This window comes from Pseudomonas sp. B14(2017), assembly GCF_002113255.1.
Classification (GTDB): Bacteria; Pseudomonadota; Gammaproteobacteria; order Pseudomonadales; family Pseudomonadaceae; genus Aquipseudomonas; species Aquipseudomonas putida_Z.
Map to the genome: position 1 here is coordinate 211,297 of NZ_NEJY01000002.1, position 26,590 is coordinate 237,886.

The following is a 26,590-nucleotide window of genomic DNA, read 5'->3' on the forward strand; positions in this document are numbered from 1 at the left end:
ATGGTTGACTGCGATGGCGCAGAGCGCCCAAGGAACCCAATGAAAGTCCTATTTCTGGTGCAGAAGGAACAGCGGGCGATTCTCGACCGCCTGTACGATGGCGTCGCGGCCAACTGCGAGTGCGACCTGCGCTGGTTGACCAGCGAAGACCAGCGCAACCTGCGCCGCTATTTCAAGCGTGAAGTGCAGGTCGAGCGCTATGACCGCATTGTCTTCTTCCTGCGTTTCAAGCAGGAGATCCGCCAGGCGGCGTTCATCCGTACCGTGCCGAACCTGGTCATCCTCGAGCACGATGCCTACCAGAACTACATCCCGTGCAAATACACCGGCAAGTTCAGCGCCCATTACCGCAAGCTGCCCTGGGCGCGGGTGATCAGCTCCGGCTACATGGTCAGCGAGCGCCTGCGCCAGGAAGGTTTCGACGCCGTGTTCGTGCCCAAGGGCTACGACGAGCAGTTGCTTGCCGACCAAGGGCGTGAGCGCGACATCGAACTGGCCTTCGTCGGCAGCACCAATAGCGTGGCCTACAGCGGCCGCAAGGCATTGCTGGACGAGCTGGGCCGCGTCGAGAACCTGGTGGTGACCCGTACCAAGTCGGGTGAGGACTACTGCAACACGCTCAACCGGATCCGCTTCTTCGTCAGTGCCGACGTCGGCATGGGCGAATACATGATCAAGAACTTCGAAGCCATGGCCTGTGGCTGTGTGTTGCTGGCGTATGACCAGGGCGAGGAAGAAAACCGCGCGCTGGGCCTGCAGGACATGCACAACGTGGTGTTCTATGACAGCATCCCGACCCTCCAGGAAAAGCTTCGCCGCTTGCGTGCTGAACCTGAACTGGCCCGGCAGATTGCAGAAAATGGCCGCCACCTGGCGGTTTCCCGTTTCAGTTTCGGCGCAGTTGGACGTAGCATCGTCGACCACATGCGCCCGGCGCTCAGGCCCCATCCGCCGTTGTCTGCATGGCAGCGGCTGCGCCTGAAGCTGGGCATCTAACATAAGAACTTTCGCGCCTGCGGAGCGGGCGTTGAAAGTCGATAGTCGCAATGCGGAGGGAGTCCGGTGCGCTTTTCTAATGAGAGTGACGTCACGCTCGTCGTGACCAGTTGTGGGCGGTTCGATCTGCTCAAAGATACCCTTGAGAGTTTCGATCGCTACAATACCGCGCCCATCCGCGAAGTATTCATCACCGAAGACTCCGGTGACGATGCCGTGCATGCCGCTGTGCCTGAGCACTGGAAACCGCACTGCAAGGTGTTCGTCAACCGGCCCAAGCTGGGCCAGCTGCCGTCTATCGACCTGGCCTACAGCCACGTCAAGACGCCCTACATCTTTCACTGCGAGGACGACTGGCACTTCTATCGCCAGGGCTTCGTCGAAGACTCCCGGGCCATCCTGGAGGTCAGCCCCGACCTGTTGCAGGTGTGGCTGCGCAGCCATGCCCATGACCTGGCCGTCCACAGCCCTTACATCCACCTGGGCGATCGCCAGGTGATCGCCGGGGTGCCTTGCTACCCGCTGCTGTCCGACAAGGCCGAGTGGCAGGCGTTTTCGCTCAACCCCGGGCTGCGTCGTTTGAGCGATTACCAGCGTTGTGCGCCATTTGCCGCCTATGCTGGAGAGAAGGCACTTTCCCGGCGCTATTCTGAGTTAAACCTGACAGCGGTCACCTTGGAGGGTGATGCAGTATTGCACACTGGATTTGGTAATCACGTGACCTTGCCCATCGAAGTGGAGCGCAAGGCCAAACGTCGTAAACGTGATCGGATAAAGTTGGCATTGACGCTGGTGGCGGGTGCCGTGATTGGCATGGGAATCACCATTTTTGTTCAATGAAGTGTCCCACCTGACATGAGCGGGAGAGGGCCCATGAACATCGTCAATATGATGTGGGCGGGTGGAACGCCGTACATGTCCATCCACAAGGTGCATCGGCAGGTGCTGTCGCATGCGGGTGCCGATGCCCGGATCAGTAACTGGCTGCTGCTGGGTAGCGGGCTCTGCTGTGGGCTTGGCTCGACCCGGGAGTGGCATATGCCGTCACGGGCGCTGAAAGGGCGGCACTTCTGGCGCCTGTTGCGCCCATGGTTGCGCATGCGCTTGCGCAAGGCGCTGAACGAGGCCCAGGCTGAAGTCGTGCTGCTCGACGGTGTCGGTGTGGCGCGGTTGGTGTTGCCGTTGTTGCAGCAGGTTCCGCAGGTGCGTGCCAAGGTGCTGTTCCACGGCAAGACGCGCCTGAGTGCCAGCGACGTTCGCCTGTTGCGCATGTTCCCGGCCGAGCGGCTGAGCATCGCCGCCGTTTCGCAGACACTTGCCACGTCACTCGAACACGACCTGGGCAGGCCGGTGCAAACCTTGCGCATGGCCCTCGACCCGCTGGCTTTCGCCGAACCGTTGTTGAGCCGGGACGCGGCCAGGCAGGCCCTGCAGTTGCCACAGGTAGCAGGGGTCATGCTGGGCGCGGTCGGGCGGCTGGTGGAGAGCAAAGGTTTCGAGATGCTGATCGAGGCGTTCGCCAAGGCCAGTGCGCGCCAGTCGGACCTGCAGTTGGCAATCATCGGCGAAGGCCCTCTGCGTGCGGTGCTGCAGGCTCGTATCGATGCGCTTGGCCTGGCTGGTCGTGTTCACCTGAGTGGTCACCGAGACGACCTGCAGCAGCTGTACCGGGCATTCGACTGGCTATTGGTGCCTTCGCGCTCCGAAGGCCTGGGGCTGGTGGTGCAGGAGGCGGTCATGGCCGACGTGCCGGTGGTGTGCAGCGACCTGCAGGTGTTCCGTGAGCAGTTGCAGGACACCGGTGGCTACCTGCCCGTTACCAATGAAAATGCCTGGGCCGAGGCGATCGAGCGTTGTGCGTCGCTCAGTGCCCCGGCGGTAGCCGCGCGGCAGCGCCAGGCGCTGGCCCCGGAGCAGGCCTGGCAGGCATTCTGCAACGGTTCGCAGAACCTGCTGCGCAGTTGACGCTCAACGCGCCAGCAGGGCTGCCTCGAAAGCGGCAAGGGGGAAGCGGTCGCCCAGGTTCTCCCGCTCGATGTAGCGCACCATATGCTGCACATTGCGCCGAATCATGCGCGCCGACAGCGGCGGGCGCAGGAAGCGCATGTCGGCCACGTCGATCAGGCCCAGTTGCTGGTCGGGGGTGACTACCACATTACCCAGGTGCAACGAGCGGAAGTACACGCCGCTGCGATGCAGCTGGCGGATCAGTTCGATCAGGCGCGGCAGGTAGGTGTCCCAGCTGAAACCCTCATCGCGCGACATCTGCAGCAAGGTGCGCCCTGGCAGCGGGCGGTACAGCACGGCGGTACGCCCTGGCAGGTCGAGCTTGTGCTGGCTGATCACCTCCAGGGTGGGGATGCCCAGTTGTGCAAGGCGTGCGGCGTTGTCGACGAAGCGCTGCGAGTACGGGCGTAGCAGTGCAGATGAAATCAGCCGCTTCCTACGAAAAACCTTGAGGAAATTACCATCCGCGAGCAGGTAGACTTTGGCGCCATGGCTATCTGCCTCAAGCACCTGTGCGCCTTGTGTCAGCTGGTCGAAGTCGACCTGGGGGAGCCGGGAGCATTGCATGAATAGAGCCTTGTCGTCGGGCGAACAGAATGACCGGCAATAATGCCGAAAATAATGTTGTAGCACCATTGGATGGTGTCTTTGATTCATCGGGGGAAAGGATGTTGTATCAAAAAAACTGGGCGCAAGCCTGGTTGGGGTTTGGTCTGGTCTGGTTCCTGGCAGCGATTGCCCTGGCACCGAGCAACAAGGTCTATCAGCAAGGCCTGGTGCTGTTCCTGTGGTTACCGACGCTGGTAATGGCGTGGTCCGCAAGGCAAGTAATAGTGCAGGCCTGGCGGCGTCAGCCGGCCTTGTGGGGGAGTGTGTTGTTGCTGCTGGCGTGGAGCGGGCTCAGCCTGGTCTGGTCGGCCGCAGAAAACCCGGAGCGCGAGGCCAAGCGCCTGCTCTACATCCTGGTATTCCTGCTGGCGTTCCCGCTGCTGGGCCAGCTTGGCCAGGCCCGCATTCGTCAGCTGCTGCTGGCCGGTAGCGCCTTGCTGGCCGTTGCCGCGCTGGTCTCGGTCATCCATTTCTACGGCGTGCTGGGCATGCCCTTGCTGGCCCGCCTGGAGGGCATCGGCGAGATATCGCACCCGATCCTGGGCGCCTACGTCATCGGTGCGGCCGTGCTCTTCCTGCTTTACGAGCCGCCGCGGCAACGTGGCCTGCAGTTATTGTGGCTGGCAGCGCTGGCGTGCCTGGGGTTGTTTGCCATGCTCAGCCAGAGCCGTGGGGCAATCCTGGCCCTGGTGCTCACCGTGATCCTGGCCCCGCTGTGGTTCCGTGACCGCCACAGCCGGGTGTTTGCCGTGCTGGCGGCCATCGCCACCGGCCTGGCCTTCTATCTCGTGTACGACCTGATCGCCCAGCGCGGTTCGTCCTACCGGCCGGAAATCTTCCATGCCGTGGTCGACATGATCGCCGCGCATCCCTGGACCGGCCTTGGCCTGGGCGCTGCCTACGATGTGAGTGCAGTGGGCAAGCACTTCGACCATACCCACAACATGTTCACTCACATCGCAGTGGAGATGGGCCTGCCCGGCATGCTGCTGTGGGTCATGGTGTGGCTGTACACCCTGGGCGAAATCGTCCGCGCACGCGGCACGCTGTTCGGCAAGATCCTGCTCGGTTTCTGGGTGTACTCCACCCTGGCCATGCAGTTTGATGCCGCCAGCCTTACCGGTACGCCACGTGCCGAATGGTTCATCAGCTGGCTGCCCGTGGGCCTGGCCATGTTGCTGCCATGGGGGCGTGCCGAAAATGATGCCTGTGGTAAAATTTCCGGTTCAACCTGAACAGCGAGCTTGATAATGGCCGAAACACCGCGACCGGCGGAACACACCTCCAGCCTGAAGATCTACTTCCGGCTGCTGAGCTATGTGAAACCCTATGTCGGCATTTTCCTGCTGAGCATCATCGGTTTCGTGATCTTTGCCTCGACCCAGCCGATGCTGGCCGGGATCCTGAAGTATTTCGTCGATGGGCTGAGCAACCCCGAAGCGGTGTTGTTCCCCAACGTTCCCTACCTGCGCGACCTGCAACTGCTGCAGGCTGTGCCGCTGCTGATCATCCTGATCGCCGCGTGGCAGGGCCTGGGCTCGTTCCTCGGCAACTATTTCCTGGCCAAGGTTTCCCTGTGCCTGGTGCACGACCTGCGTGTGGAACTGTTCAACAAGCTGCTGGTGCTGCCTAACCGCTACTTCGACAACCACAACTCCGGGCACCTGATCTCGCGCATCACCTTCAACGTGACCATGGTCACCGGTGCCGCCACCGATGCGATCAAGGTGGTGATCCGCGAAGGCCTGACCGTGGTGTTCCTGTTCGGCTACCTGCTGTGGATGAACTGGCACCTGACCCTGGTGATGGTCGCCATCCTGCCGGTGATTGCGGTGATGGTCAGCGTCGCCAGCAAGAAATTCCGCAAGCAGAGCAAGAAGATCCAGGTGGCAATGGGCGACGTCACCCACGTCGCCTCGGAAACCATCCAGGGCTACCGTGTGGTGCGCAGCTTCGGCGGCGAGGCCTACGAGGAGCAGCGTTTCGGCAAGGCCAGCCAGAGCAACACCGACAAGCAGTTGCACATGACCAAGACCGGCTCGCTGTACACGCCGATGCTGCAACTGGTGATCTACACCGCCATGGCCGCGCTGATGTTCCTGGTGTTGTTCCTGCGCGGTGACTCCACTGCCGGTGACCTGGTGGCTTACATCACCGCCGCCGGCCTGTTGCCCAAGCCGATTCGTCAGCTTTCGGAAGTCAGCTCGACAATACAGAAGGGCCTGGCCGGTGCCGAAAGCATCTTCGAGCAGCTGGACGAAGCGCCTGAAGTGGACAGCGGCACCGTCGAGAAGGAGCGGGTGGAAGGGCGCCTGGAAGTGCGCAACCTGAGCTTCACCTACCCGGGTACCGAGCGTGAGGTGCTGAGCGATATCAGCTTCGTGGCCGAGCCGGGCCAGATGATTGCCCTGGTTGGCCGCTCCGGCAGCGGCAAGTCGACCCTGGCGGCGCTGATCCCGCGCTTCTATCATCACGACCAGGGGCAGATCCTGCTCGATGGCGTGGAGATCGAGAACTATCGCCTGCGCAACCTGCGTCGTCACGTTTCGCAGGTGACACAGCATGTCACCCTGTTCAACGATACCGTGGCCAACAACATCGCCTATGGCGACCTGGCCGGCGCCCCGCGCGCCGACATCGAAGCCGCTGCGGCCGATGCCTACGCCAAGGAGTTCGTCGACCGGCTGCCAAAAGGCTTCGATACTGAAGTGGGTGAAAACGGCGTGCTGCTCTCCGGCGGCCAGCGCCAGCGTCTGGCCATCGCCCGGGCACTGCTGAAGAACGCGCCGCTGCTGATCCTCGACGAAGCCACCTCGGCGCTGGATACCGAGTCCGAGCGGCATATCCAGGCTGCCCTGGACCATGTGATGCAGGGCCGTACCACGCTGGTGATCGCCCACCGCCTGTCGACCATCGAGAAGGCCGACCAGATCCTGGTCATGGACCAGGGCCGGCTGGTCGAGCGCGGCACCCATGCCGAGCTGCTCGCGGCCAATGGCCATTATGCCCGCCTGCATGCCATGGGCCTGGATGAGCCGGCCAAGGCCGATATCACCTGACCCCTCGCTGATCGGGGCCATCGCGGCCCCGATTGTCACGGGAATTTTCCTGGGGTGATCTGGCCATAAAGCCGTCGTCTACCCTGTGCTAATATCCTGCCCCTGTTCATTATTTCCATATGGGTTGCCCATGAAGTTGTCCATGCCGCGTTTCGATCAAGCCCCGGTACTGGTGGTCGGCGATGTCATGCTCGACCGCTACTGGCATGGCGGTACTTCGCGTATCTCGCCTGAAGCGCCAGTCCCGGTGGTCAAGGTCGATCAGATCGAGGATCGCCCCGGCGGCGCGGCCAACGTTGCCTTGAACATTGCCGCCCTGGGCGCGCCGGCTTCGCTGATTGGCGTCACTGGCCAGGACGAGGCCGCCGACAGCCTGGCCAACAGCCTGCAGGCTGCAGGCGTGCGCTCGGTGTTCCAGCGCATCGCGCACCAGCCGACCATCGTCAAGCTGCGGGTCATGAGCCGTCACCAGCAGTTGCTGCGCATCGATTTCGAAGAACCGTTTGCCACCGACCCGCTGTCGCTGGGTGCGGAGGTCGACAGCCTGCTCGAGGGCGTCAAGGTGCTGGTCCTGTCCGACTACGGCAAGGGCGCACTGAAAAACCACCAGAGCCTGATTCAGGCTGCGCGGGCCAAAGGTATTCCGGTGCTGGCCGACCCCAAGGGCAAGGACTTTTCCATCTACCGTGGCGCCAGCCTGATCACCCCCAACCTCAGCGAGTTCGAGACCATCGTCGGCCGTTGCGCCGATGAGGCCGAGCTGGTCGCCAAGGGCCTGCAGCTGCTGCAGGACCTGGACCTTGGCGCCTTGCTGGTGACCCGTGGCGAGCACGGCATGACCCTGCTGCGCGTCGGCCAGCCGGCGCTGCACCTGCCGGCGCGGGCGCGTGAAGTGTTCGATGTGACCGGTGCCGGTGATACCGTCATCTCCACCCTCGCCGCGGCCATCGCTGCCGGCGAGGACCTGCCCCACGCCGTGGCACTGGCCAACCTGGCGGCGGGCATCGTGGTCGGCAAGCTGGGTACGGCTGCGATCAGCGCCCCCGAGCTGCGCCGGGCGATCCAGCGTGAGGAAGGCTCCGAGCGCGGCGTGCTGGGCCTGGAGCAACTGCTGCTGGCCATCGACGACGCGCGGGCGCACAAAGAGAAGATCGTCTTCACCAACGGCTGCTTCGACATCCTGCATGCCGGGCATGTCACCTATCTGGAGCAGGCGCGGGCCCAGGGCGATCGCCTTATCGTCGCGGTCAACGACGATGCCTCGGTCAGCCGCCTGAAAGGGCCGGGCCGGCCGATCAACAGCGTCGACCGGCGCATGGCCGTACTGGCCGGGCTGGGGGCAGTGGACTGGGTCATCAGCTTCCCCGAGGGCACGCCGGAGAACCTGCTGAGCCAGGTCAAGCCGGACGTGCTGGTCAAGGGTGGCGACTATGGCATCGACCAGGTGGTGGGTGCCGATATCGTCAAGGCCTATGGCGGTACCGTGAAGGTGCTGGGGCTGGTCGAGAACAGCTCGACCACTGCGATCGTCGAGAAGATTCGCAAGAACTGAGAAAGTTTGGGCCGCTTTGCGGCCCAATCGCCGGCAAGCCAGCTCCCACCCCGACCGCGCTGCTCTCAAGGCCTGTGCAGTACCTGTGGGAGCTGGCTTGCCGGCGATTGGGCTGCAAAGCAGCCCCAGGATGTCACTTGTGCAATGAGGTCCGCGCCCGCTCCAGCAGTTCCCGCGCCTTGTCGCCAAACCGCTGCAGGTGCGATGCCCGCACCGGCTTGTTCTCCACCAACCCCTGCTGCTTCACCCAATCCTTCCAGCGCACCCGCTCGTCCGTGACCACCCAGCCTTCCTGCCGGGCAAAACTTTCGGCCAGGTACAGCCCGCGCGTGCTCGCCGGCACCAGTTCATCCTTCTTTACGGTATACAGCTCAGCCAGTGGCTGGCCGTCCTTCAATGGCATCAGGTACAGGTCTGGCCGTTTGCGGTTTAGCCGCGCCACCAGTTGGTCGCCCTCCAGCCGCTCATCAACGTGGAACAGGCTGAGCTTCTTGGCGTCCCGGGGTACCTGCAGGCGCATGTCGTAGATCAGTTGCAGCGAGGCGGTGGGCAGGTGCACATACGCCCGTGGCCGTTCCAGCAGCATCAGCTTGCCGCAGTGCACCGGGCGCGCGGCACCGGACTCCGGGGCCAGCACGAAGTGCGGCGTTTCGCGGTAGTGCAGGGCGGCAGCGTAGGGCACCGGCAACCAGGTGTCGTTGAAGCGCCCGCCCAGCCAGCCTTCCGGGGTTTCCAGCAGGCATTCCTCGGCCACTTCCTGCACGGCCGTGTGCAATGGCAGGTTCAGCTCCTGCGCCGGCACATAGCCGGAAATCAGTTTCAGCACCACGTCGCCACGGTCTTGCCGGCGCTGACGTACCAGCACCCAATAATCGCGGTTCTGCCAATGCAGGGTCAGCCGCACCGACACGCCCAGGTTGGCCAGTTCGATCACGAAGCGCTGCACGTCGGGCAACTGGATGGCCTTGCGCCGTTGTTGGATCTGGGCAAAGTTCAGCGGCATGCCGATGCTCTGGTAGATCAGCCCTTCGGGCGTGGCCTCGACATGCAGCGGCAGTGTCTTGAAGTTGCTCGGGTTCTTGCGGATCAGCGTTCGCGCCACGAGGCTCCTCCTTGCGTCGGGTCAGTCCAGGCCCGTGGGCCGGGCAACTCAATGCTGGCCCAGGATACGGGCGACGGTGGCCACGTTGTGGGCCAGGTGCAACGGATTGATGGTGCCGACGATAGCACTGCTGACGCCCGGGTGGGCGAACAGCAGCTCGAAGCTGGCCTGCACCAGGTCAACGCCCGGGGCCAGGCAGATATGCCCGCTGGCCAGGGCCTTCTTCACCAGGATGGCCTTGCCGTGTTCGGCAGCGTAGTCCAGCACCGGGCGTTCTGCCTGTTCATTGAGGTTGTAGGTGACCATGGCGCAGTCGCCTTGCTCCAGCGCCTTCAGGCCGCCGGCGACGGTCTTGCCGGACAGGCCGAAGCCGAGGATCTTGCCCTCCTGCTTGAGCTCGGCAAGGGTCTGGTAGACCTCCTGCTGTTCCAGGATCGCCAGGTCGTTGCCGTCGGAATGCACCAGCACCAGCTCGATGCGGTCGGTTTCCAGGCGCCGCAGGCTGCGCTCCACCGAGCGGCGGGTGTGGGCGGCGCTGAAGTCGAAGTGCGATTGGCCATTGTCGAATTCTTCGCCAACCTTGCTGACGATCACCCATTCATCGCGCTGGCCGCGCAGCAGCGGGCCCAGGCGCTCTTCGCTGCGGCCGTAGGCCGGGGCGGTGTCGATCAGGTTGATGCCCAGCTCGCGGGCCTGGGCCAGCAGCAGGCGGGCTTCGTCATCGCCGGGGATGGTGAAGCCGGTGGGGTACTTCACGCCCTGGTCGCGGCCCAGCTTGACCGTGCCCAGGCCGAGCGGCGAAACCTTGAAACCGGTGCTGCCCAAGGGGCGATGGAAGTCGTGCAGGGTCGGCAGGCTCATGGCAGCAGTTGCTCCCAGGCCGGTACGCCCAGCGGTGGGCGTGGCAGGTCGGCCATGTCGGCCTGCGCCTGTGGGCGGATACTGTCGCGCTCCAGGTGGCTGATGACCCGGTCGCTGAAGTCCGGTGCCAGGGCCAGCTTGGTCGGCCAGCCGACCAGCAGGCGTTGCTGGTCGGCGAGGAAGGCGTTGTCTGGGCGGACCAGGCCCGATTGCGCCGGTTCCGCACGGTTGACCCGCAGGGTGGCCCAGCGCACCTGGCTCTGGTCGACCCATGGCAGCAGGCTGGCGATCTCTTTCTGTGCCGCGGCGATTTGCGCAGCCGGCTCGCGGGCAACGCCTTCGGCTTCGGCCAGGTCGCCGCCCAGGTACCAGACCCACTGGCCATCGGCGGCGGGGTGGGTGGTAACCGTCACCCGTGGCTTTGGCCCGCCACCCAGGCAATGGGCGTAAAGCGGTTTCAGGTTGGCACCCTTGGCCATCACCATATGTAGCGGGCGTGTCTGCATGGCTGGCTGGTTCTGGCCCAGGGCATGCAGCAGCTCTTCGGTGCCGGCGCCGGCGCTGAGCACGATGCGCTGAGCGCGGATGTCGCGCTCGTCGACGCGCAGGCCGACCAGGTCGTCGCCCTCGCGCAGTGGCTCGATGCGCTCACCGGCCAGCAGGCTGTCGCCTGCCAGTTCGGCCAGGTTGGCCAGCAGGCTGGGTACGTCGATGACCAGTTCGGCCAGGCGATAGACCTTGCCCTTGAAGGCGCGGTCCTGCAGCGCCGGCGGCAGTTGCTCGCCCTTCACCTGGTCGACCCGGCCGCGCACGGCCTTGCTGGCGAAGAAGCTGGTGAGGTTGCCGGCCAGGGTGCCTGGTGACCACAGGTAGTGGGCGTCGGACAGCAGGCGGGTGCGGGTCAGGTCCAGCTCGCCGCTGCCGCTCAGCGCTTCGCGCCAGCGTCGCGGCATGTCGGCGATGGCTTCCGAGGCGCCGGTCAGGGCACCGTGCAGGGCGTACTTGGTGCCGCCATGGATGATGCCTTGGGACTTGATGGTCTGCTCGCCGCCAAGGCTGGCGCGTTCCACCAGTACTGTCGAGTAGCCCAGCCGGCGCAGGCGGGCATTGAGCCAGAGGCCTGCGACCCCGGCGCCGACGATCAGCACGTCAGTGGAAATGGCGGATGGCATGGCGGTACCTCGAAGACTGGGACAGCTGGCAAGTATACAGGGTATACCTGTGATGGCCCTATCGCCGGCAAGCCAGCTCCCACAGGGATGGCGTTGACCCTGCGGCCTGTATCAACTCTGTGGGAGCTGGCTTGCCGGCGATGAGGCCCGTACAGGCTGCCTCAATGCCCAGCCGTCCTCGAAAACAACTGAATCACCACCACCCCACCCACGATCATCGCCATGCCCAGCATCGCTGGCACATCCAGCTTCTGCCCATAGATCACCAGCGCCGCCACACTGATCAGTACAATCCCCAGCCCCGACCAGATGGCATAGGCGATCCCCACCGGAATGCTGCGCACCACCAGGGTCAGCATCCAGAACGCAATGCCATAGCCAACCACCATCAGCAGCAACGGCAAGGGCGTGCTCAAGCCTTTCACCGCTTTCATGGAAGCGGTGGCGATGACTTCGGCGCAGATGGCGATGGCGAGGTAGGTGTAGGCATTCATGGCGGGATCCTCCGGTAACTGGTCGGGCATTCTAGACGGAACCTGGATGGGGTAAAGTCATTACCTATCACTATTGGAGATAGGTTGATGGCCGAGCAGTGGAACCTCGAACAGTTGCGTACCTTCCTGCGCGTTGCAGAACTGCGCTCGTTCTCTGCTGTGGCCCGCGAGCAGCGCAAGGCCCAGTCGGCGATCAGCAGCGCGATCGCCCTGCTCGAAACCGACCTGGGGGTCACCTTGTTCGAGCGCAGCAGTGGCCGGCAACCCAAGCTGACCGAGAATGGCAGCGCCCTGCTGGAAGATGCCCGCGAACTGTTGCGCCAGTGCGAGCGCCTGGATGGCCGTGCGTTGGCGCTGATGCGCGGGCAGGAGGCCTTGTTGCGGGTCGCCCAGGACGAAGCCATGCCCTACCAGCCGGTCATCGACAGCCTCGACGAGCTGGCCAGCCGCTACCCATTCCTGGAGGTGCAGCTGGCCAGCGGTGCCCAGGGCGATGTGGCGCGCAAGCTGGTGGAGCGGCGCGCTGATCTTGGCCTGTTCTTCCACCACGAGAGCATCCCGGCCTCGCTGGAGCGGCGCGCCCTGGGCAGTGTGGAAATGGTCACGGTGTGCGCGGTCGGTCACCCGCTTGCCGGCGAAGGCCGGGTTACCCGGCAGCAATTGGCGCGTCACCGACAATTGCTGATTGCCCCGCAGCAAAGCGGCTATCCCGGCGGGGAGGCGATCAGCCCGCAGGTGTGGCGCGCCGACAGCTTCTACGCCATGGCCGAACTGCTGATGCGCGGCCTGGGCTGGGCCTGGCTGCCGCGGCACGTGGTGCAGTACCCGACCTACCAGGCGCACATGGTCGAACTGGACAGCGAGTGGCGGCCACCGGCCTTGGTGGTGGAACTGGCCTGGCGCCGCGACGAGCCACTGGGGCCTGCCGCGCAGTGGCTGGCCGAGCGCTTTGCGGTGCACCTGCGCGCGATCGGGTAAACTCCGCGGCCATGAACAGAACACTCTATACCTTGTTGTTTCACCTGGGCCTGCCGCTGGTTGCGCTGCGCCTGTACCTCCGCGCGCGCAAGGCGCCGGCCTATGGTCAACGCATCGGCGAGCGCTTTGCTTTCAGGCTGCCGGCCATGCGCCGGGGCGGCATCTGGGTACACGCGGTATCGGTGGGCGAGAGCATTGCGGCGGCACCGATGGTGCGCGCCTTGCTCAAGGCCTACCCGGAATTGCCAATCACGCTTACCTGCATGACCCCGACCGGCTCAGAGCGTATTCGCGCCATGTTCGCCGACGAACCTCGCGTGCAGCATTGCTACCTGCCCTACGACCTGCCTTGGGCGGCAGGGCGCTTTCTCGACCATGTGCAGCCGAAGCTGGGCATCATCATGGAAACCGAGCTGTGGCCCAACCACATTCACCAGTGTGCGAAGCGCGGCATTCCAGTAGCGCTGGCCAACGCACGCTTGTCTGAGCGCTCGGCCCGTGGCTATGGGCGCTTTGCCAGGCTGACCCGGCCGATGCTGGCCGAGATGAGCCTGATTGCCGTGCAGACCGAAACCGAGGCCCAGCGTTTTCGTGACCTGGGCGCGCGTCCGGAGTGCGTGCAGGTCACCGGTTCGATCAAGTTCGACCTGAAGATCGATGAGCAACTGTTGCCGCGTGCCAAGGCATTGCGTGAACAGTGGGGGGCTGCACAGCGCCCGGTGTGGATCGCCGCCAGCACCCACGAAGGTGAAGATGCGTTGATCCTGCAGGCACATCGGCAATTGTTGCAGGTGCATGGTGATGCCCTGCTGATCTTGGTGCCGCGCCACCCCGAGCGATTCGCAGCGGTGCATACGCTGTGCAGCGAACAGTTCACCACCGTGCGGCGCTCTGCCGGCACGCCGGTCGATGCGCAGACTCGCGTATTGCTCGGCGATACCATGGGCGAACTGCTGTTCCTCTATGCCCTGGCCGACATTGCCTTCGTCGGTGGAAGCCTGGTGGCGACCGGCGGGCACAACCCGCTGGAGCCCGCGGCGCTGGCCTTGCCGGTGCTGATGGGGCCGCATGTGTTCAACTTCCTCGAAATCAGCGCGATGCTGCGCGAGGCGGGGGCGTTGCAGCAGGTGGACGATGCGGACGGGCTGGCCGAAGCGGTGCGGCGGCTGGTCGAGTTGCCGCAGGACGCGCAGCGCATGGGCGAGGCGGGCAGGGCGGTAATGCGGGCCAACCAGGGCGCGTTGCAGCGCTTGCTCGATGGCCTGGGTGCACTTATCCGCTGAGTTCTGTGTTGGGTTTTCTGGCCTCATCGCCGGCAAGCCGGCTCCCACAGGTACTGCACAAGGCTTAAGGCCAGTGGAGAACCTGTGGGAGCTGGCTTGCCGGCGATGAGGCCATCAAAAGAAACCCACCCTGCGGAAAATCCACCTCTATCTCAGGGGCGACGCTCGAAGTTCTTCGCCGCTGCAGCCGCCAGGTCCGGCGGCAGGAAGTCCTTGTCCGGGTTGTAGTCTGGCTTCAGGTACCGCTTGAGGTCCTGCAGGTCCTGCGGGCTCAAGGTGCCGGCCGCCTGTTTCAGGCTCAGGTTATCGAGGATGTAGTCATAGCGGCTGTTGTTATAGTCGCGCACCGAGGTGTACAGCTGACGTTGGGCGTCAAGCACGTCGACGATATTGCGGGTACCCACCTGGTAGCCGATCTCGGTGGCTTCCAGCGCGCTCTGGTTGGAGATGATCGACTGCTTGCGCGCCTGCACCTGTTCCACGTCGGTGTTTACCGCGCGGTGCAGGTTGCGGGTGTTTTCCACCACCTGGCGGCGCAGGCTTTCACGCTGCTGCTCGCTCTGGCTCAGGCGCTGGTAGGCCTCGCGCACCTGCGAACTGGTCAGGCCGCCGCTGTAGATCGGGATGTTCAACTGCAGGCCGATGCTGGTCTGCTCGACGTCGCCGCTATAGCGCGTGACGGGGGCCGGTGCGGGGTTGGTGAAACCGAAGTTGTCGTTGTCACCCTTCTGATACTTGGCAACTGCGTCCAGGGTCGGCGCGTGGCCGGCCTTGCGCTGGCGCAGGGTTTCCTCGGCAGCGACGACCGCGTGGTTGGTGGCCAGCAGGTTGAGGTTCTGGCGCCCGGCGGTTTCGACCCAGGCCTTGGCATCGTTGGGCGTAGGGACCTGCACCGGCAGGGTATGGACCACGCCTTGAATCGATGTGTATTCCCGGTTGGTCAGGGTCACCAGGGCCTCGAAGGCATCCTGTACCTGGCGCTCGGCAATGATCCGGTTGGCCCGCGCCGTGTCGTAGCTGGCCTGGGATTGCAGCACGTCGGTCTTGTCGGAGAGGCCGACGTCGAATCGTTCGTTGGACTGGTCCAGCTGGCGCTTGAAGGCAGCTTCCTCGGCCTTGGTCGCGGCCAGGTTGTCCTGGGCACGGAGCACGGCGAAGTAATTCTGCGCGGTTTGCAGGATCAGGTTCTGTTCGGTCGCCGACAGCTCCAGCGCCGCCTGTTCGTTGACCGCCTCGGCCGCCTGCAACTGGAACCAGCGGTCAGCGCGGAAGATAGGTTGCGCCAGGGTCGCGCTCCAGGTATTGCCGCTGCGGTTGCTGGTGGCCGATGGTTCGTCCAGCTTGGTGCGGGTGTTCAGCATTTCGGCACCGGCCGAAAGGTTGGGCAGCAACCCGGCGCGAGCCTGCGGTACCACTTCACGGCGGGCGCCGTAATCGGCGCGAGCCGCAGCCAGGTCAGCGTTGTTGTCGACCGCTTCCTGATAGACGCTGACCAGGTCGGTTTTCACTGTAGTGGGCACGTCCGCTGCCCAGACCACTCCGTTGGACGCACAAGACACGGCTATTGCCAGTGAGAGTTTGCGCAGCATAGAGGCAATCCTTGTACGAAATTTAATTACTGAACTGTTGAGTATCGAGCGATGGGCCAGTGTAGTGCCATGCGCACCCGGCAACAATCGCTCGGGGTGCCTTTCATCATCCGCGCATTTACCTGCTTGGCTTTGCCGACCACTCCAGTCTAGACTGCGCATGTTCTTGTCGGGGTGCCTTGAAGCAAAGGCTGAGATCGCAAAGTTGCGGATCCCGTTGAACCTGATCAGGTTAGCGCCTGCGTAGGGAACAAGATTGCTCGCCTTCCCGGGGAGCCTCTTGTGCCAGGTCCGGGAATGTCGCAGCTGCATGCAGCTTCAGGCACCCCCCATATCCGGCACTGCACCCATCAAGGGTGCGTCCGCGCCTTTCAGGTTCACCCCGACATTCCACTGCTAGGAAGCCGTCTGGAGAGCCTGTGATGACCAAACAAGAAAAAGCGATCAACCTCAGCGAATCGGCACAAGTCGATCAGCAGTCCGTGCAACCGTTCCCGCGTTCGCGCAAGGTGTATGTCGAAGGCTCGCGCCCGGACATCCGCGTGCCCATGCGTGAAATCAGCCTGGACGACACCCCGACCGATTTCGGTGGCGAGTCCAATGCCCCGGTGCTGGTCTACGATACTTCCGGCCCGTACACCGACCCCAACGTTGTCATCGACGTGCGCAAGGGCCTGGCCGACGTGCGTTCGGCGTGGATCGAGGCACGCGGTGACACCGAGCGCCTGGCCGGCCTGAGCTCCGACTTCGGCCAGCAGCGCCTGAACGATGCCGAACTGGCCAAGCTGCGTTTCGCCCACGTGCGCAACCCGCGCCGTGCCAAGGCGGGCGCCAACGTCTCGCAGATGCACTATGCCCGCCAAGGCATCATCACTGCCGAGATGGAGTACGTGGCCATCCGCGAAAACATGAAGCTGCAAGAGGCACGCGCCGCGGGCTTGCTCGACGAGCAGCACGCCGGGCACAGCTTCGGGGCCAACATTCCGAAAGAAATCACCCCCGAGTTCGTTCGCCAGGAAATCGCCCGTGGCCGCGCGATCATCCCGGCCAACATCAACCACCCGGAAGTGGAGCCGATGATCATCGGCCGCAACTTCCTGGTGAAGATCAACGGCAACATCGGCAACAGCGCCCTGGGTTCCTCGATCGAGGAAGAAGTGGCCAAGCTGACCTGGGGCATCCGCTGGGGTTCGGACACGGTCATGGACCTGTCCACCGGCAAGCACATTCACGAAACCCGTGAGTGGATCATCCGCAACTCGCCGGTGCCGATTGGTACCGTGCCGATCTACCAGGCCCTGGAAAAGGTCAATGGCGTGGCCGAAGACCTGACCTGGGAGCTGTTCCGCGACACCCTGATCGAGCAGGCCGAGCAGGGCGTGGACTACTTCACCATCCACGCCGGTGTACTGCTGCGCTATGTGCCGCTGACCGCCAAGCGCGTCACCGGTATCGTCAGCCGTGGTGGCTCGATCATGGCCAAGTGGTGCCTGGCGCACCACAAGGAAAACTTCCTGTACACCCACTTCGACGAAATCTGCGAAATCATGAAGGCCTACGACGTCAGCTTCTCGCTGGGCGACGGCCTGCGCCCCGGCTCGATTGCTGACGCCAACGATGCCGCGCAGTTCGGTGAGCTGGAAACCCTTGGCGAGCTGACCAAGATCGCCTGGAAGCACGACGTGCAGTGCATGATCGAAGGCCCCGGTCACGTGCCGATGCAGTTGATCAAGGAGAACATGGACAAGCAGCTGGAGTGCTGCGACGAGGCGCCGTTCTACACCCTCGGCCCGCTGACCACCGATATCGCTCCTGGCTACGACCACATCACCTCGGGCATTGGTGCGGCGATGATCGGCTGGTTCGGTTGCGCCATGCTCTGCTACGTCACGCCCAAGGAGCACCTGGGCCTGCCGAACAAGGATGACGTGAAGACCGGCATCATCACCTACAAGATCGCCGCTCATGCCGCCGACCTTGCCAAGGGCCACCCGGGTGCGCAGATTCGTGACAACGCCTTGTCCAAGGCACGCTTCGAGTTCCGTTGGGAAGACCAGTTCAACCTCGGCCTGGACCCGGACACTGCCCGTGCCTACCACGACGAGACCCTGCCGAAGGAATCGGCCAAGGTCGCGCACTTCTGCTCGATGTGCGGGCCGAAGTTCTGCTCGATGAAGATTACCCAGGAGGTGCGTGAATACGCCGCCAAGATCGAAACCGTGGATGTGACGGTCGAGCAAGGCATGCGTGAGCAGGCCGAGCGGTTCCGCCAGGAAGGCAGCCAGCTGTATCACAAAGTCTAAGACCGCTGGGGCCGCTTTGCGGCCCTTTCGCGACGCAAGGCCGCTCCCACAGGGACCGCGCAAGGCTTGAGGCCAGCGCGGTTTTTGTGGGAGCGGCCTTGTGTCGCGATACGAGGACGAAGTCCTCGCCAGGAACACCAACAACATTGCCGGCGAGCGCCAACCATGACATCACCCAGCCAATTCTCCCCCGACCACCCGGTCCCCACCGCCCAGCGCATCTTCGGCGCCCGCGACCTGTTCTCGCTATGGTTCTCCCTCGGCATCGGCCTGATGGTGCTGCAGGTCGGCGCCATGCTGGCCCCTGGCCTGGGCCTTGCCGGCGCGGTGCTGGCTATCGCCCTGGGCACCGGTGTGGGTGTGCTGCTGCTGGGGGCTGCCGGTGTCATCGGCAGCGATACCGGCCTGTCGGCCATGGGCACACTGAAACTGAGCCTGGGCGGCCACGGCGCGCGCTTGCCGGCGCTGCTCAACCTGCTGCAACTGGTGGGCTGGGGCGCGTTCGAGATCATCGTCATGCGCGATGCCGCCAGCCTGCTGGGCGCGCGGGCGTTCGGCGAAGCCAGCGCCTGGAACAGTCCTGTGCTCTGGACCCTGTGCTTCGGCGCGCTGGCCACCCTGCTCGCGGTCGGTGGGCCGCTGGCGTTCGTACGCAAGGTGCTGCGCACCTGGGGCATCTGGCTGCTGCTGGGCGCTTGCCTGTGGCTGACCTGGAACCTGTTCGCCAAGGCCGACCTGGCGGCACTGTGGGACCGTGCCGGTGACGGTTCGATGTCGCTGGCCGTGGGCTTCGACATCGCCATCGCCATGCCGCTGTCGTGGTTGCCGCTGATCGCCGACTACTCGCGTTTTGCCCGTAACGGCAAACATGTATTCGGCGGTACGGTGCTGGGCTACTTCATCGGCAACACCTGGCTGATGAGCCTGGGCGTGGGCTACACCTTGGCCTTCGCCGGCAGTGGCGAAGCCAACGCCCTGCTGCTGGCCCTCGCGGGCGCCGGCATGGGCATCCCACTGCTGCTGATTCTGCTGGACGAGTCGGAAAAGGCTTTTGCCGACATTCACTCGGCGGCCGTTTCCACCGGCGTGCTGGTGCGCCTGAAGGTCGAGCACCTGGCTCTGGCCATTGGCGTGCTGTGCACGCTGATCGCCTTGCTGGCGCCACTGGCACAGTACGAGAACTTCCTGCTGCTGATCGGCTCGGTGTTTGCGCCGCTGTTCGGTGTGGTATTGATGGACCATTACGTGATCCGTCGCCGCCGCTTGCCGGCACAGGTGCATGGCTTGCACTGGCAGGCACTGCTGGCCTGGGGGGTGGGTGTTGCCGCGTACCATCTGATCGCCGCGCAAGCGCCGGACCTGGGTGCGACCCTGCCGGCATTGCTGCTGGCAGGGCTACTGCACGGGCTGCTGAGCTTCAGCCGCGGCCGGGAAACAGTTCGGGCTTGAGCACGCCATTCAGGCGCGGATACGGGATCTTCAATTCCACGTGGCCCATGGAGTAGGGCGCGATGGAATAGACCTCGTACTTGACCACCACCGCGCCGTACGTCAGGGCGACGTGCGGCGACTGCTTGAACGGCCAGGTCTTGATGAACTCGGCGTCCTTGTCCATGCCTACGCTGATCAGCCAGGCGCGGTGCGACTCCTCGACGGTTTTCCAGAAGGTGTCTTCCTGGCCAGGCACCAGCATGTCCTGCAGGGTCAGCACCTTGTCCAGCTTGCGCGAATAGTTGATGAAACCACGCCCGGGCATGCCATGGGCGCCGCCGCTGTCCAGGTAGCTGGACAGTTCGATGATCACCAGTCCGTCATGCTGCTCGCGTACCTTGGCCTGCAGGTAGCTGCTGTTGCGCTTGTCGGCACTGGCCAGGTACTGCTGCTCGTAGGCTTGCAGGGTGGTCGGTGCGTTACCGCGCTGGTTGTCTTCGGTCAGTTGCAGCAGGCGTTTCTCGACGATGCCATCGAGCTTGGGCAAGGCCGGGAAGTGGATCATGTCGATGTTCACCAGCGGGCAGTCGCTTTCGCTGCAGCCGGGTTTGACATGCTCCCAGGCATCACGCTTGACCTCGAGCGGCGCCCGGTAGTTGGGCGTGAACAGGCTTTGGCAGGCACCCAGGGCCAGGGCCAGCACAGCCACGGAAGTCAGTTTGACAAGTGTCATGAGGATCCTTGCAGAACAGGGAAAAGTCGGCCTTTGACCGTCTGCGCGGCCTTCAGTTCGCCACTAAGCTAACAGAGAGAAGGCGCGCTGTCCCGAGTGCGCGAACGGTTGACGGAAAGGGATGAAACCGGCAGGCGTGCAGAGTAGGATGGCGCGATGCGGTATTCGAGGTAATGAGGATTTCCATGTCAGACGCGTTGAACTCAGTGCCCAAGGGCTTCGAAATCATCGAGCGGGCCAACTGCTTCCAGGGCTTTTACAAGCTTGACAAGCTACGCCTGCGCCACGAGTTGTTTGCCGGGGGCATGGGCCGCGAGATCAGTCGCGAACTGTTTGTGCGCCATGATGCGGTGTGCGTGCTGCCGTACGACCCGTTGCGCGATGAAGTGGTGCTGATCGAGCAGTTCCGCGTCGGTGCACTGGACAAGGTCGACAACCCTTGGCTGATCGAGATGGTGGCCGGGCTGATCGACAAAGACGAGCAACCCGAGGAAGTCGCCCACCGCGAAGCCGAAGAAGAAGCCGGCCTGGCCTTCAGCGCCCTGTGGCCGATGACCCGTTACTTCCCGTCGCCCGGCGGCAGTGACGAATACGTTCACCTGTTCCTCGGCCGTTGCAGCAGCGAAGGGGCGGGCGGCCTGCATGGCCTGGAAGAAGAGGGTGAGGACATTCGCGTGCGCGTGTGGTCGTTCGAGGATGCCCTGCAGGCGGTGCGCGACGGGCGCATCTGCAACGCGGCGACCATCATCGGCCTGCAATGGCTGGCGCTGAACCGTGATGAAGTACGAGGTATGTGGAAGTGAACCTGCTGCGCGAGCGTTATCGGGTCGACCTGGTCGGGCTGCAGGCAGCCTGCGAGGCCAACTACGCCCGGCTGATGCGCCTGTTGCCCGACATGCGCACCACCCAGAGCTCGCGCCGCATCGGCATGACCCAGGGCGACCAGATGCTTGGCGTGCTGGTGCTCGACGTGGTGCTGGCCTGCCCGTACACCACCACCCTGCACGTGCGCCAGGAGCACAGCCTGCCGTGGTTGCCGGTGCCGCACCTGGAAGTGCAGGTGTACCACGATGCGCGCATGGCCGAAGTGGTCAGTGCCGAACACACCCGGCGCCTGCGCAGCATCTACCCGTATCCGAACGAGGCCATGCACCAGCCGGACGAAAAGGCCCAGCTCAACCTGTTCCTCGGTGAATGGCTGAGCCACTGCCTGGCTTGTGGTCACGAACTGGCGAGCGTTCGCTGAAGTGTGACGCAGGTCGTTCGTGGGTGTTTGCTCGCACCCGTTGTGCAGCCATAATTCGCGCTGAATCCGTTCGAGGAGACGGCCGTTGCCGCAGCCAGACCAATCGCGCCCCGTGCATGTGGTGCAACTGACCGATGCCCACCTGTTCGCCGACCCAGCCGGCAGCATGCTGGGCCTCAATACCCGTGACAGCCTGCGCCATGTAGTGGCCCAGGTGCGACGGGAGCAACCGCTTGTCGACCTGCTGCTGTGCACTGGCGACCTGTCCCAGGACGCCAGCGTGGCGTCCTATGAAGCATTCCGTGAGCTGACCGCACCGTTTGCCGTGCCCACCCGCTGGTTGCCTGGCAACCATGACGAGGCCCGAGTCATGGCGCAAGTGGCGCCGGAGCTGGTACAGGCGGTGACCGATATCGGTGCGTGGCGCATCGTCATGCTCAACACGGCCGTCCCCGGGGCGACGCATGGGCTGCTGGAGGGTGATCAGCTGGCAGTGCTGGAAACGGCCTTGCGAGAGGCGGGTGAACGGCATTGCCTGGTGTGCTTCCACCATCAGCCGGTGGATATCGGCTGTGCCTGGATTGCGCCGATCGGCTTGCGCAATGCCCAGGCGCTGTTCGATATCGTCGAGGGTTATCCACAGGTGCGGGCGCTGCTGTGGGGGCATGTGCACCAGGAATGGGATGAAGTGCGCGACGGCCGTCGCCTGCTGGCCACTCCGTCGACCTGTATCCAGTTCGCGGCGCGCAGCGAGGATTTCAAGGTGAGCGAGGAGCAGCCTGGATACCGCTGGCTGCGCCTGCACGCCGACGGGCGGTTGGAGACCGGGGTGGAGCGGGCGCTGGACTTCGAAGTGAAGCTCGACTTCGATAGCCCTGGTTATTGAGGATTTTGGGGCCGCTGCGCAGCCCTATCGCGACACAAGGCCGCACAGGGGTACGCGATCTCCTGTGGGAGCGGCCTTGTGTCGCGATAGGGGCGCAAAGCGCCCCCGGCACTCTCAAAGCTGTTGAAGAATTTGTTGCTAAAACCCCTGTGCGGCGCCAAAACCCGGCGAACGCGCTACACTGCGCGTCCCTGCGCCCATATCACCGGGCGCGAAGCCACAGATTCCGGGGGCAGCATGTCGGGTTCCATCCTCTATATCCATGGCTTCAACAGCTCGCCACTTTCGACCAAGGCGCGCCAACTCGAGGCCATGATGCAGCAACTGGGCCTGTCGGCCCAACTGCGGGTGCCCGCCTTGCACCACCACCCACGGCAGGCCATCGCCCAGCTCGAAGCGGCCATCGCCGAGCTGGGCGCGCCACTGCTGGTGGGCAGTTCGCTCGGCGGCTACTATGCCACCTGTCTGGCTGAGCGCCACGGCCTCAAGGCCTTGCTGGTGAACCCGGCGGTAACACCGCACAAGCATTTCGACGGCTACCTGGGCACCCAGCACAATCACTACACCGGTGAAGCCTGGGAGCTGACCCACGATCACGTGCAGGCCCTGGCCGAGCTGGAAGTACCAGCCCCGGTGGACGCCAGCCGCTATCAAGTGTGGCTGCAGACCGCCGATGAAACCCTGGACTATCGCCACGCCGAGCGCTATTACCGTGCTTGTGCCCTGCGCATCCAGGCCGGTGGCGACCACAGCTTCCAGGGCTTCGCCGAGCGCCTGCCGGCACTGCTGGCCTTTGCCGGCATTGCCCCTGGGCAGTACGCAGCGCTCGATTTTTCTGTATTTTGACTTTTTTGCATTCACCAGACTGACGACGAGACCCTATGGCCACTCCCAGCGCTAGCGCCTATAACGCAGACGCCATCGAAGTCCTCTCGGGCCTTGACCCGGTCCGCAAGCGGCCGGGCATGTACACCGATACCAGCCGCCCCAACCACCTGGCCCAGGAAGTCATCGACAACAGTGTCGACGAAGCCCTGGCCGGTCACGCCCGTTCGGTGCAGGTCATCCTCCATGCCGACCACTCGCTGGAAGTCAGCGACGATGGCCGTGGCATGCCGGTGGACATCCACCCGGAAGAGGGCGTGTCCGGGGTCGAGCTGATCCTCACCAAGCTGCACGCCGGCGGCAAGTTCTCCAACAAGAACTACCAGTTCTCCGGTGGCCTTCACGGCGTGGGCATCTCGGTAGTAAACGCCCTGTCGACCCAGGTGCGCGTGCGCGTCAAACGTGACGGCAACGAATACCAGATGACCTTCGCCGATGGCTTCAAGGCCAGCGAGCTGGAAGTGGTCGGCTCGGTCGGCAAGCGCAACACCGGTACCAGCGTGTACTTCAGCCCCGACCCCAAGTACTTCGATTCGCCGAAGTTCTCCATCAGCCGCCTCAAGCACGTGCTCAAGGCCAAGGCCGTGCTGTGCCCGGGCCTGCTGGTCAGCTTCGAGGACAAGGCCAGCGGCGAGAAGGTCGAATGGCACTACGAGGACGGCCTGCGCTCCTACCTGGTCGATTCGGTCAACGAGTTCCAACGCCTGCCCGACGAGCCGTTCTGCGGCAGCCTGGCCGGTAACAAGGAGGCGGTGGACTGGGCCTTGCTGTGGCTGCCAGAAGGCGGCGACAGCATCCAGGAAAGCTACGTCAACCTGATCCCTACCGCCCAGGGCGGCACCCACGTCAATGGCCTGCGCCAGGGCCTGCTGGATGCCATGCGCGAATTCTGCGAGTTCCGCAACCTGCTGCCGCGCGGTGTGAAGCTGGCGCCGGAAGATGTCTGGGAACGCATCACCTTCGTGCTGTCGATGAAGATGCAGGACCCGCAGTTCTCCGGGCAGACCAAGGAGCGCCTGTCGTCCCGCGAGGCGGCGGCCTTCGTTTCCGGCGTGGTCAAGGACGCCTTCAGCCTGTGGCTCAACGCCCACCCCGAGCTGGGCATGCAACTGGCGGAGCTGGCCATCAGCAACGCCGGGCGCCGCCTGAAGGCCAGCAAGAAGGTCGAGCGCAAGCGCATCACCCAGGGCCCGGCACTTCCCGGCAAACTGGCCGATTGCGCCGGCCAGGATCCGATGCGCGCCGAACTGTTCCTGGTCGAGGGTGATTCGGCCGGTGGCTCGGCCAAGCAGGCACGCGACAAGGAATTCCAGGCGATCCTGCCGCTGCGCGGCAAGATCCTCAACACCTGGGAAGTGGACGGTGGCGAAGTCCTGGCCAGCCAGGAAGTACACAACATCGCCGTGGCCATTGGCGTCGACCCGGGGGCCACTGACCTTGCGCAACTGCGCTACGGCAAGATCTGCATCCTCGCCGACGCCGACTCCGACGGCCTGCACATCGCCACGCTGCTGTGCGCGCTGTTCGTCCAGCACTTCCGCGCGCTGGTCGAGGCCGGGCATGTGTACGTGGCCATGCCGCCGCTGTACCGCATCGACCTGGGCAAGGAAATCTACTACGCCCTCGACGAGGCCGAGCGCGACGGTATCCTCGATCGCCTGGTGGCCGAGAAGAAACGCGGCAAGCCACAGGTCACCCGCTTCAAGGGCCTGGGCGAGATGAACCCGCCACAGCTGCGCGAGACCACCATGGACCCGAACACCCGGCGCCTGGTGCAGCTGACCCTGGACGATGTGCAGGCCACCTGCGAGCTGATGGACAAACTGCTGGCCAAGAAGCGCGCGGGTGACCGCAAGAGCTGGCTGGAAACCAAGGGTAACCTGGCCGAGGTCATGGTTTGATTCGGCGGCTTCTGGCTGCCTGTCTGGCGCTGGTTGCCCTGCCGAGCCTGGCGGGCAACTGGCCAGAGTTGAAGCTGAGCGCCGAGCACCCGATCGAAGGCATGCGCGGTGGCAACCTGTCTGGCCTGGTGGAATGCCGGGGCGGGCTGTGGGGCGTGTCCGACCGCGACGACGACCGTATCTACCGCTTCGACCAGCAAAACCCGACCTGGCGCGCGCAGCCGCTCACCTTCGCCCCGCCAGCGGTGCCTGAAAGTGGCCTGCCGTGGGGGCTGAAGTCGCGCAACTGGGCGGCGTCGTATATTCGTGGTGGCGAGCTGGATTTCGAAGGCATCAGCTGTGACCAGGCGGGTAACCTGTACCTGGTCAGCGAGGCGCATGCCGCGGTGCTGCAACTGCCGCTGGAAGGCGAAGCGGACTGGTTGAAGATCGACCCGGCCATGGTTCGTCAGGCCCGTGCCAGCGGCATGCTGCTGAACTTCAACGCCTTGTTCGAAGGCCTGGCGATCAACCCTGCGGGTGACCGCCTATGGCTGGCCGCCGAGCGCGAGCGGCGGGGCCTGGTGGCCATCGAGCGCCAGCAATCGGTGTGGACCTGCGGCCGCAGCTGCGTGCTGCTGAGCGAGGCTGGCGTCGAAATGCAGCCGGCGCAGATGCCCAATGCCCAGGCGCTGTCGCGTGACTTCGCTGACCTTGCCTGGTTCGAAGGCAAGCTGTTCACCCTCGAACGCAACGCCTACCGGGTCTGCCGTCGGGATACCGACAGTGGCAAGGTCGAGCGCTGCTGGTCGTTCGCTGCCGATGCCCTGGTCGAGTCGCGCCGCTATCAACAGCCGTTCGGCCTGGCCGAGGCCTTGGTGATCGATGCCAAGGGCGCCTGGATCGGTGTGGACAACAACAACGGCGCCCGCGCTGATGGCGAGGCACGCCCGATCGTCTGGCGCTTCGATGCGCCGGAAGGCGGATGGAGCGCCAAGCCATGAGTCAGGCGCCGGGCAAGCGGGCTGGCAAGGTATTGATGATCGTCGCCTGGGCGGCGGCGCTGTTCCTTGCCACGCGTTTCTTCGGCCAATGGGAAGACAGCCAGCGCAACCCCAATGCCCAGGTGCAGTCGTCGCATGGCGAAGGCTTTATCGAGGTGCGCCTGCTGGGCAACGGCCAGGGCCACTTCGTGATGGATGGCGCGATCAACGGCCAGGTGGTGCACTTCATGCTCGACACCGGTGCCACCGACGTGGCCATCCCCGAGGCGCTGGGCCGCGAGCTGGGCCTGGAGCGTGGCAGCCCGGTGCAGCTCAGTACCGCCAACGGCCGTACCGAAGGCTACCGCACGCGCCTGGCCAGCCTGCAGCTGGGGGATATCCGCCTGCAGGACGTACGCGCCATCGTGGTGCCGGGCCTGGATGGGCAGACCGTATTGCTGGGCATGAGTGCCCTGAAACAACTTGAATTTACCCAGCGCGGCGGCACCATGCTGCTGCGCCAGAACCTGAAATGACGAGG

24 protein-coding genes and 1 riboswitch are annotated in these 26,590 nt (G+C 64.3%); of the genes, 17 read left to right on the plus strand and 7 right to left on the minus strand.

From position 1 onward, the window contains the following. Positions 1-39 precede the first annotated feature (39 nt). From CAG34_RS02865 to CAG34_RS02875, 3 genes are all read left to right on the plus strand, one after another. Complete coding sequence (locus tag CAG34_RS02865) at positions 40-996, plus strand: glycosyltransferase (RefSeq protein WP_075046554.1); 957 nt, start codon at positions 40-42, stop codon at positions 994-996. Positions 997-1,062: 66 nt separating this feature from the next. Continuing rightward, positions 1,063-1,836, plus strand: coding sequence for a glycosyltransferase family 2 protein (locus CAG34_RS02870; protein ID WP_085587870.1), 774 nt, complete (start codon positions 1,063-1,065; stop codon positions 1,834-1,836). 33 nt (positions 1,837-1,869) lie between these two features. Further along, positions 1,870-2,961: a glycosyltransferase gene (locus CAG34_RS02875; protein ID WP_085587872.1), complete on the plus strand. Its 1,092-nt coding sequence runs from the start codon at positions 1,870-1,872 to the stop codon at positions 2,959-2,961. A 3-nt stretch (positions 2,962-2,964) separates the two neighbouring features. Here the strand turns inward: CAG34_RS02875 and CAG34_RS02880 are convergent, their stop codons facing one another. Then, positions 2,965-3,570, minus strand: coding sequence for a toluene tolerance protein Ttg8 (locus tag CAG34_RS02880; RefSeq protein ID WP_015272032.1), 606 nt, complete (start codon positions 3,568-3,570; stop codon positions 2,965-2,967). 101 nt (positions 3,571-3,671) lie between these two features. Between CAG34_RS02880 and CAG34_RS02885 the strand changes: the two genes are divergently transcribed. The 3 genes from CAG34_RS02885 (at position 3,672) to hldE (ending at position 8,223) form a co-directional block, all read left to right on the plus strand. Further along, complete coding sequence (locus CAG34_RS02885; protein WP_085587874.1) at positions 3,672-4,847, plus strand: O-antigen ligase; 1,176 nt, start codon at positions 3,672-3,674, stop codon at positions 4,845-4,847. Positions 4,848-4,862: 15 nt separating this feature from the next. Further along, a complete protein-coding gene (msbA, locus tag CAG34_RS02890) occupies positions 4,863-6,671 on the plus strand; it encodes a lipid A export permease/ATP-binding protein MsbA (RefSeq protein ID WP_085587876.1) in 1,809 nt (602 codons plus the stop codon). Positions 6,672-6,801: 130 nt separating this feature from the next. Further along, on the plus strand, positions 6,802-8,223 hold the full coding sequence (gene hldE / locus CAG34_RS02895; protein ID WP_061550410.1) for a bifunctional D-glycero-beta-D-manno-heptose-7-phosphate kinase/D-glycero-beta-D-manno-heptose 1-phosphate adenylyltransferase HldE: 1,422 nt from the start codon (positions 6,802-6,804) through the stop codon (positions 8,221-8,223). A gap of 133 nt (positions 8,224-8,356) precedes the next feature. On the opposite strand, the gene CAG34_RS02900 is transcribed toward hldE, so the two are convergent. The 4 genes from CAG34_RS02900 to CAG34_RS02915 all read right to left on the minus strand — a co-directional run bounded on the left by CAG34_RS02900 (position 8,357) and on the right by CAG34_RS02915 (position 11,852). Continuing rightward, complete coding sequence (locus tag CAG34_RS02900) at positions 8,357-9,325, minus strand: metal ABC transporter ATPase (RefSeq protein ID WP_075046548.1); 969 nt, start codon at positions 9,323-9,325, stop codon at positions 8,357-8,359. 48 nt (positions 9,326-9,373) lie between these two features. After that, positions 9,374-10,186, minus strand: a complete 813-nt coding sequence (locus CAG34_RS02905; protein ID WP_085587878.1) for an aldo/keto reductase — start codon at positions 10,184-10,186, stop codon at positions 9,374-9,376. Further along, complete coding sequence (locus CAG34_RS02910) at positions 10,183-11,358, minus strand: FAD-binding oxidoreductase (protein WP_085587880.1); 1,176 nt, start codon at positions 11,356-11,358, stop codon at positions 10,183-10,185. The genes CAG34_RS02905 and CAG34_RS02910 overlap by 4 nt, the downstream gene beginning before the upstream one ends. 161 nt (positions 11,359-11,519) lie before the next feature. Further along, the gene (locus CAG34_RS02915; RefSeq protein ID WP_085587883.1) at positions 11,520-11,852 is read right to left on the minus strand and encodes a multidrug efflux SMR transporter; all 333 of its coding nucleotides are present in this window, start codon (positions 11,850-11,852) and stop codon (positions 11,520-11,522) included. 87 nt (positions 11,853-11,939) lie between these two features. On the opposite strand from CAG34_RS02915, the gene CAG34_RS02920 reads away from it, so the two are divergent. Then, complete coding sequence (locus CAG34_RS02920; RefSeq protein WP_025340850.1) at positions 11,940-12,830, plus strand: LysR family transcriptional regulator; 891 nt, start codon at positions 11,940-11,942, stop codon at positions 12,828-12,830. 11 nt (positions 12,831-12,841) lie between these two features. Beyond that, positions 12,842-14,113: a lipid IV(A) 3-deoxy-D-manno-octulosonic acid transferase gene (waaA, locus tag CAG34_RS02925; RefSeq protein WP_085587885.1), complete on the plus strand. Its 1,272-nt coding sequence runs from the start codon at positions 12,842-12,844 to the stop codon at positions 14,111-14,113. Between the two features lie 152 nt (positions 14,114-14,265). Here the strand turns inward: waaA and CAG34_RS02930 are convergent, their stop codons facing one another. Further along, the gene (locus CAG34_RS02930) at positions 14,266-15,702 is read right to left on the minus strand and encodes a TolC family outer membrane protein (RefSeq protein WP_085587887.1); all 1,437 of its coding nucleotides are present in this window, start codon (positions 15,700-15,702) and stop codon (positions 14,266-14,268) included. 160 nt (positions 15,703-15,862) lie between these two features. Further along, a riboswitch (TPP riboswitch) is annotated at positions 15,863-15,969 on the plus strand. A 155-nt stretch (positions 15,970-16,124) separates the two neighbouring features. On the opposite strand from CAG34_RS02930, the gene thiC reads away from it, so the two are divergent. Together thiC and cytX are read left to right on the plus strand one after the other, a co-directional pair. Further along, a complete protein-coding gene (thiC, locus tag CAG34_RS02935; RefSeq protein WP_025340847.1) occupies positions 16,125-18,005 on the plus strand; it encodes a phosphomethylpyrimidine synthase ThiC in 1,881 nt (626 codons plus the stop codon). A 165-nt stretch (positions 18,006-18,170) separates the two neighbouring features. After that, positions 18,171-19,454: a putative hydroxymethylpyrimidine transporter CytX gene (cytX, locus tag CAG34_RS02940; RefSeq protein ID WP_085587889.1), complete on the plus strand. Its 1,284-nt coding sequence runs from the start codon at positions 18,171-18,173 to the stop codon at positions 19,452-19,454. On the opposite strand, the gene CAG34_RS02945 is transcribed toward cytX, so the two are convergent. Continuing rightward, entirely contained in the window at positions 19,423-20,169 is a 747-nt protein-coding gene (locus tag CAG34_RS02945) for an RsiV family protein (protein ID WP_003258132.1), read from the minus strand. The two genes, cytX and CAG34_RS02945, sit on opposite strands and share 32 nt — an antisense overlap. A gap of 185 nt (positions 20,170-20,354) precedes the next feature. On the opposite strand from CAG34_RS02945, the gene CAG34_RS02950 reads away from it, so the two are divergent. From CAG34_RS02950 to CAG34_RS02980, 7 genes are all read left to right on the plus strand, one after another. Next, a complete protein-coding gene (locus tag CAG34_RS02950) occupies positions 20,355-20,972 on the plus strand; it encodes an NUDIX domain-containing protein (RefSeq protein WP_085587891.1) in 618 nt (205 codons plus the stop codon). Continuing rightward, the gene (locus CAG34_RS02955; RefSeq protein ID WP_016501905.1) at positions 20,963-21,415 is read left to right on the plus strand and encodes a DUF1249 domain-containing protein; all 453 of its coding nucleotides are present in this window, start codon (positions 20,963-20,965) and stop codon (positions 21,413-21,415) included. Before CAG34_RS02950 ends, CAG34_RS02955 begins: the two co-directional genes overlap by 10 nt. Before the next feature lie 85 nt (positions 21,416-21,500). Continuing rightward, positions 21,501-22,301: a 3',5'-cyclic-AMP phosphodiesterase gene (cpdA, locus tag CAG34_RS02960; RefSeq protein WP_085587893.1), complete on the plus strand. Its 801-nt coding sequence runs from the start codon at positions 21,501-21,503 to the stop codon at positions 22,299-22,301. A 237-nt stretch (positions 22,302-22,538) separates the two neighbouring features. After that, a complete protein-coding gene (locus CAG34_RS02965; RefSeq protein ID WP_085587895.1) occupies positions 22,539-23,147 on the plus strand; it encodes a YqiA/YcfP family alpha/beta fold hydrolase in 609 nt (202 codons plus the stop codon). Between the two features lie 35 nt (positions 23,148-23,182). Next, the gene (gene parE, locus CAG34_RS02970) at positions 23,183-25,087 is read left to right on the plus strand and encodes a DNA topoisomerase IV subunit B (protein WP_015272020.1); all 1,905 of its coding nucleotides are present in this window, start codon (positions 23,183-23,185) and stop codon (positions 25,085-25,087) included. Beyond that, positions 25,084-26,070 (plus strand): esterase-like activity of phytase family protein, encoded by a 987-nt coding sequence (locus CAG34_RS02975; RefSeq protein ID WP_085587897.1) that lies wholly within the window; start codon positions 25,084-25,086, stop codon positions 26,068-26,070. Before parE ends, CAG34_RS02975 begins: the two co-directional genes overlap by 4 nt. After that, entirely contained in the window at positions 26,067-26,585 is a 519-nt protein-coding gene (locus CAG34_RS02980) for a TIGR02281 family clan AA aspartic protease (RefSeq protein WP_025340840.1), read from the plus strand. Before CAG34_RS02975 ends, CAG34_RS02980 begins: the two co-directional genes overlap by 4 nt. The last annotated feature ends 5 nt before the right edge of the window (positions 26,586-26,590 follow it).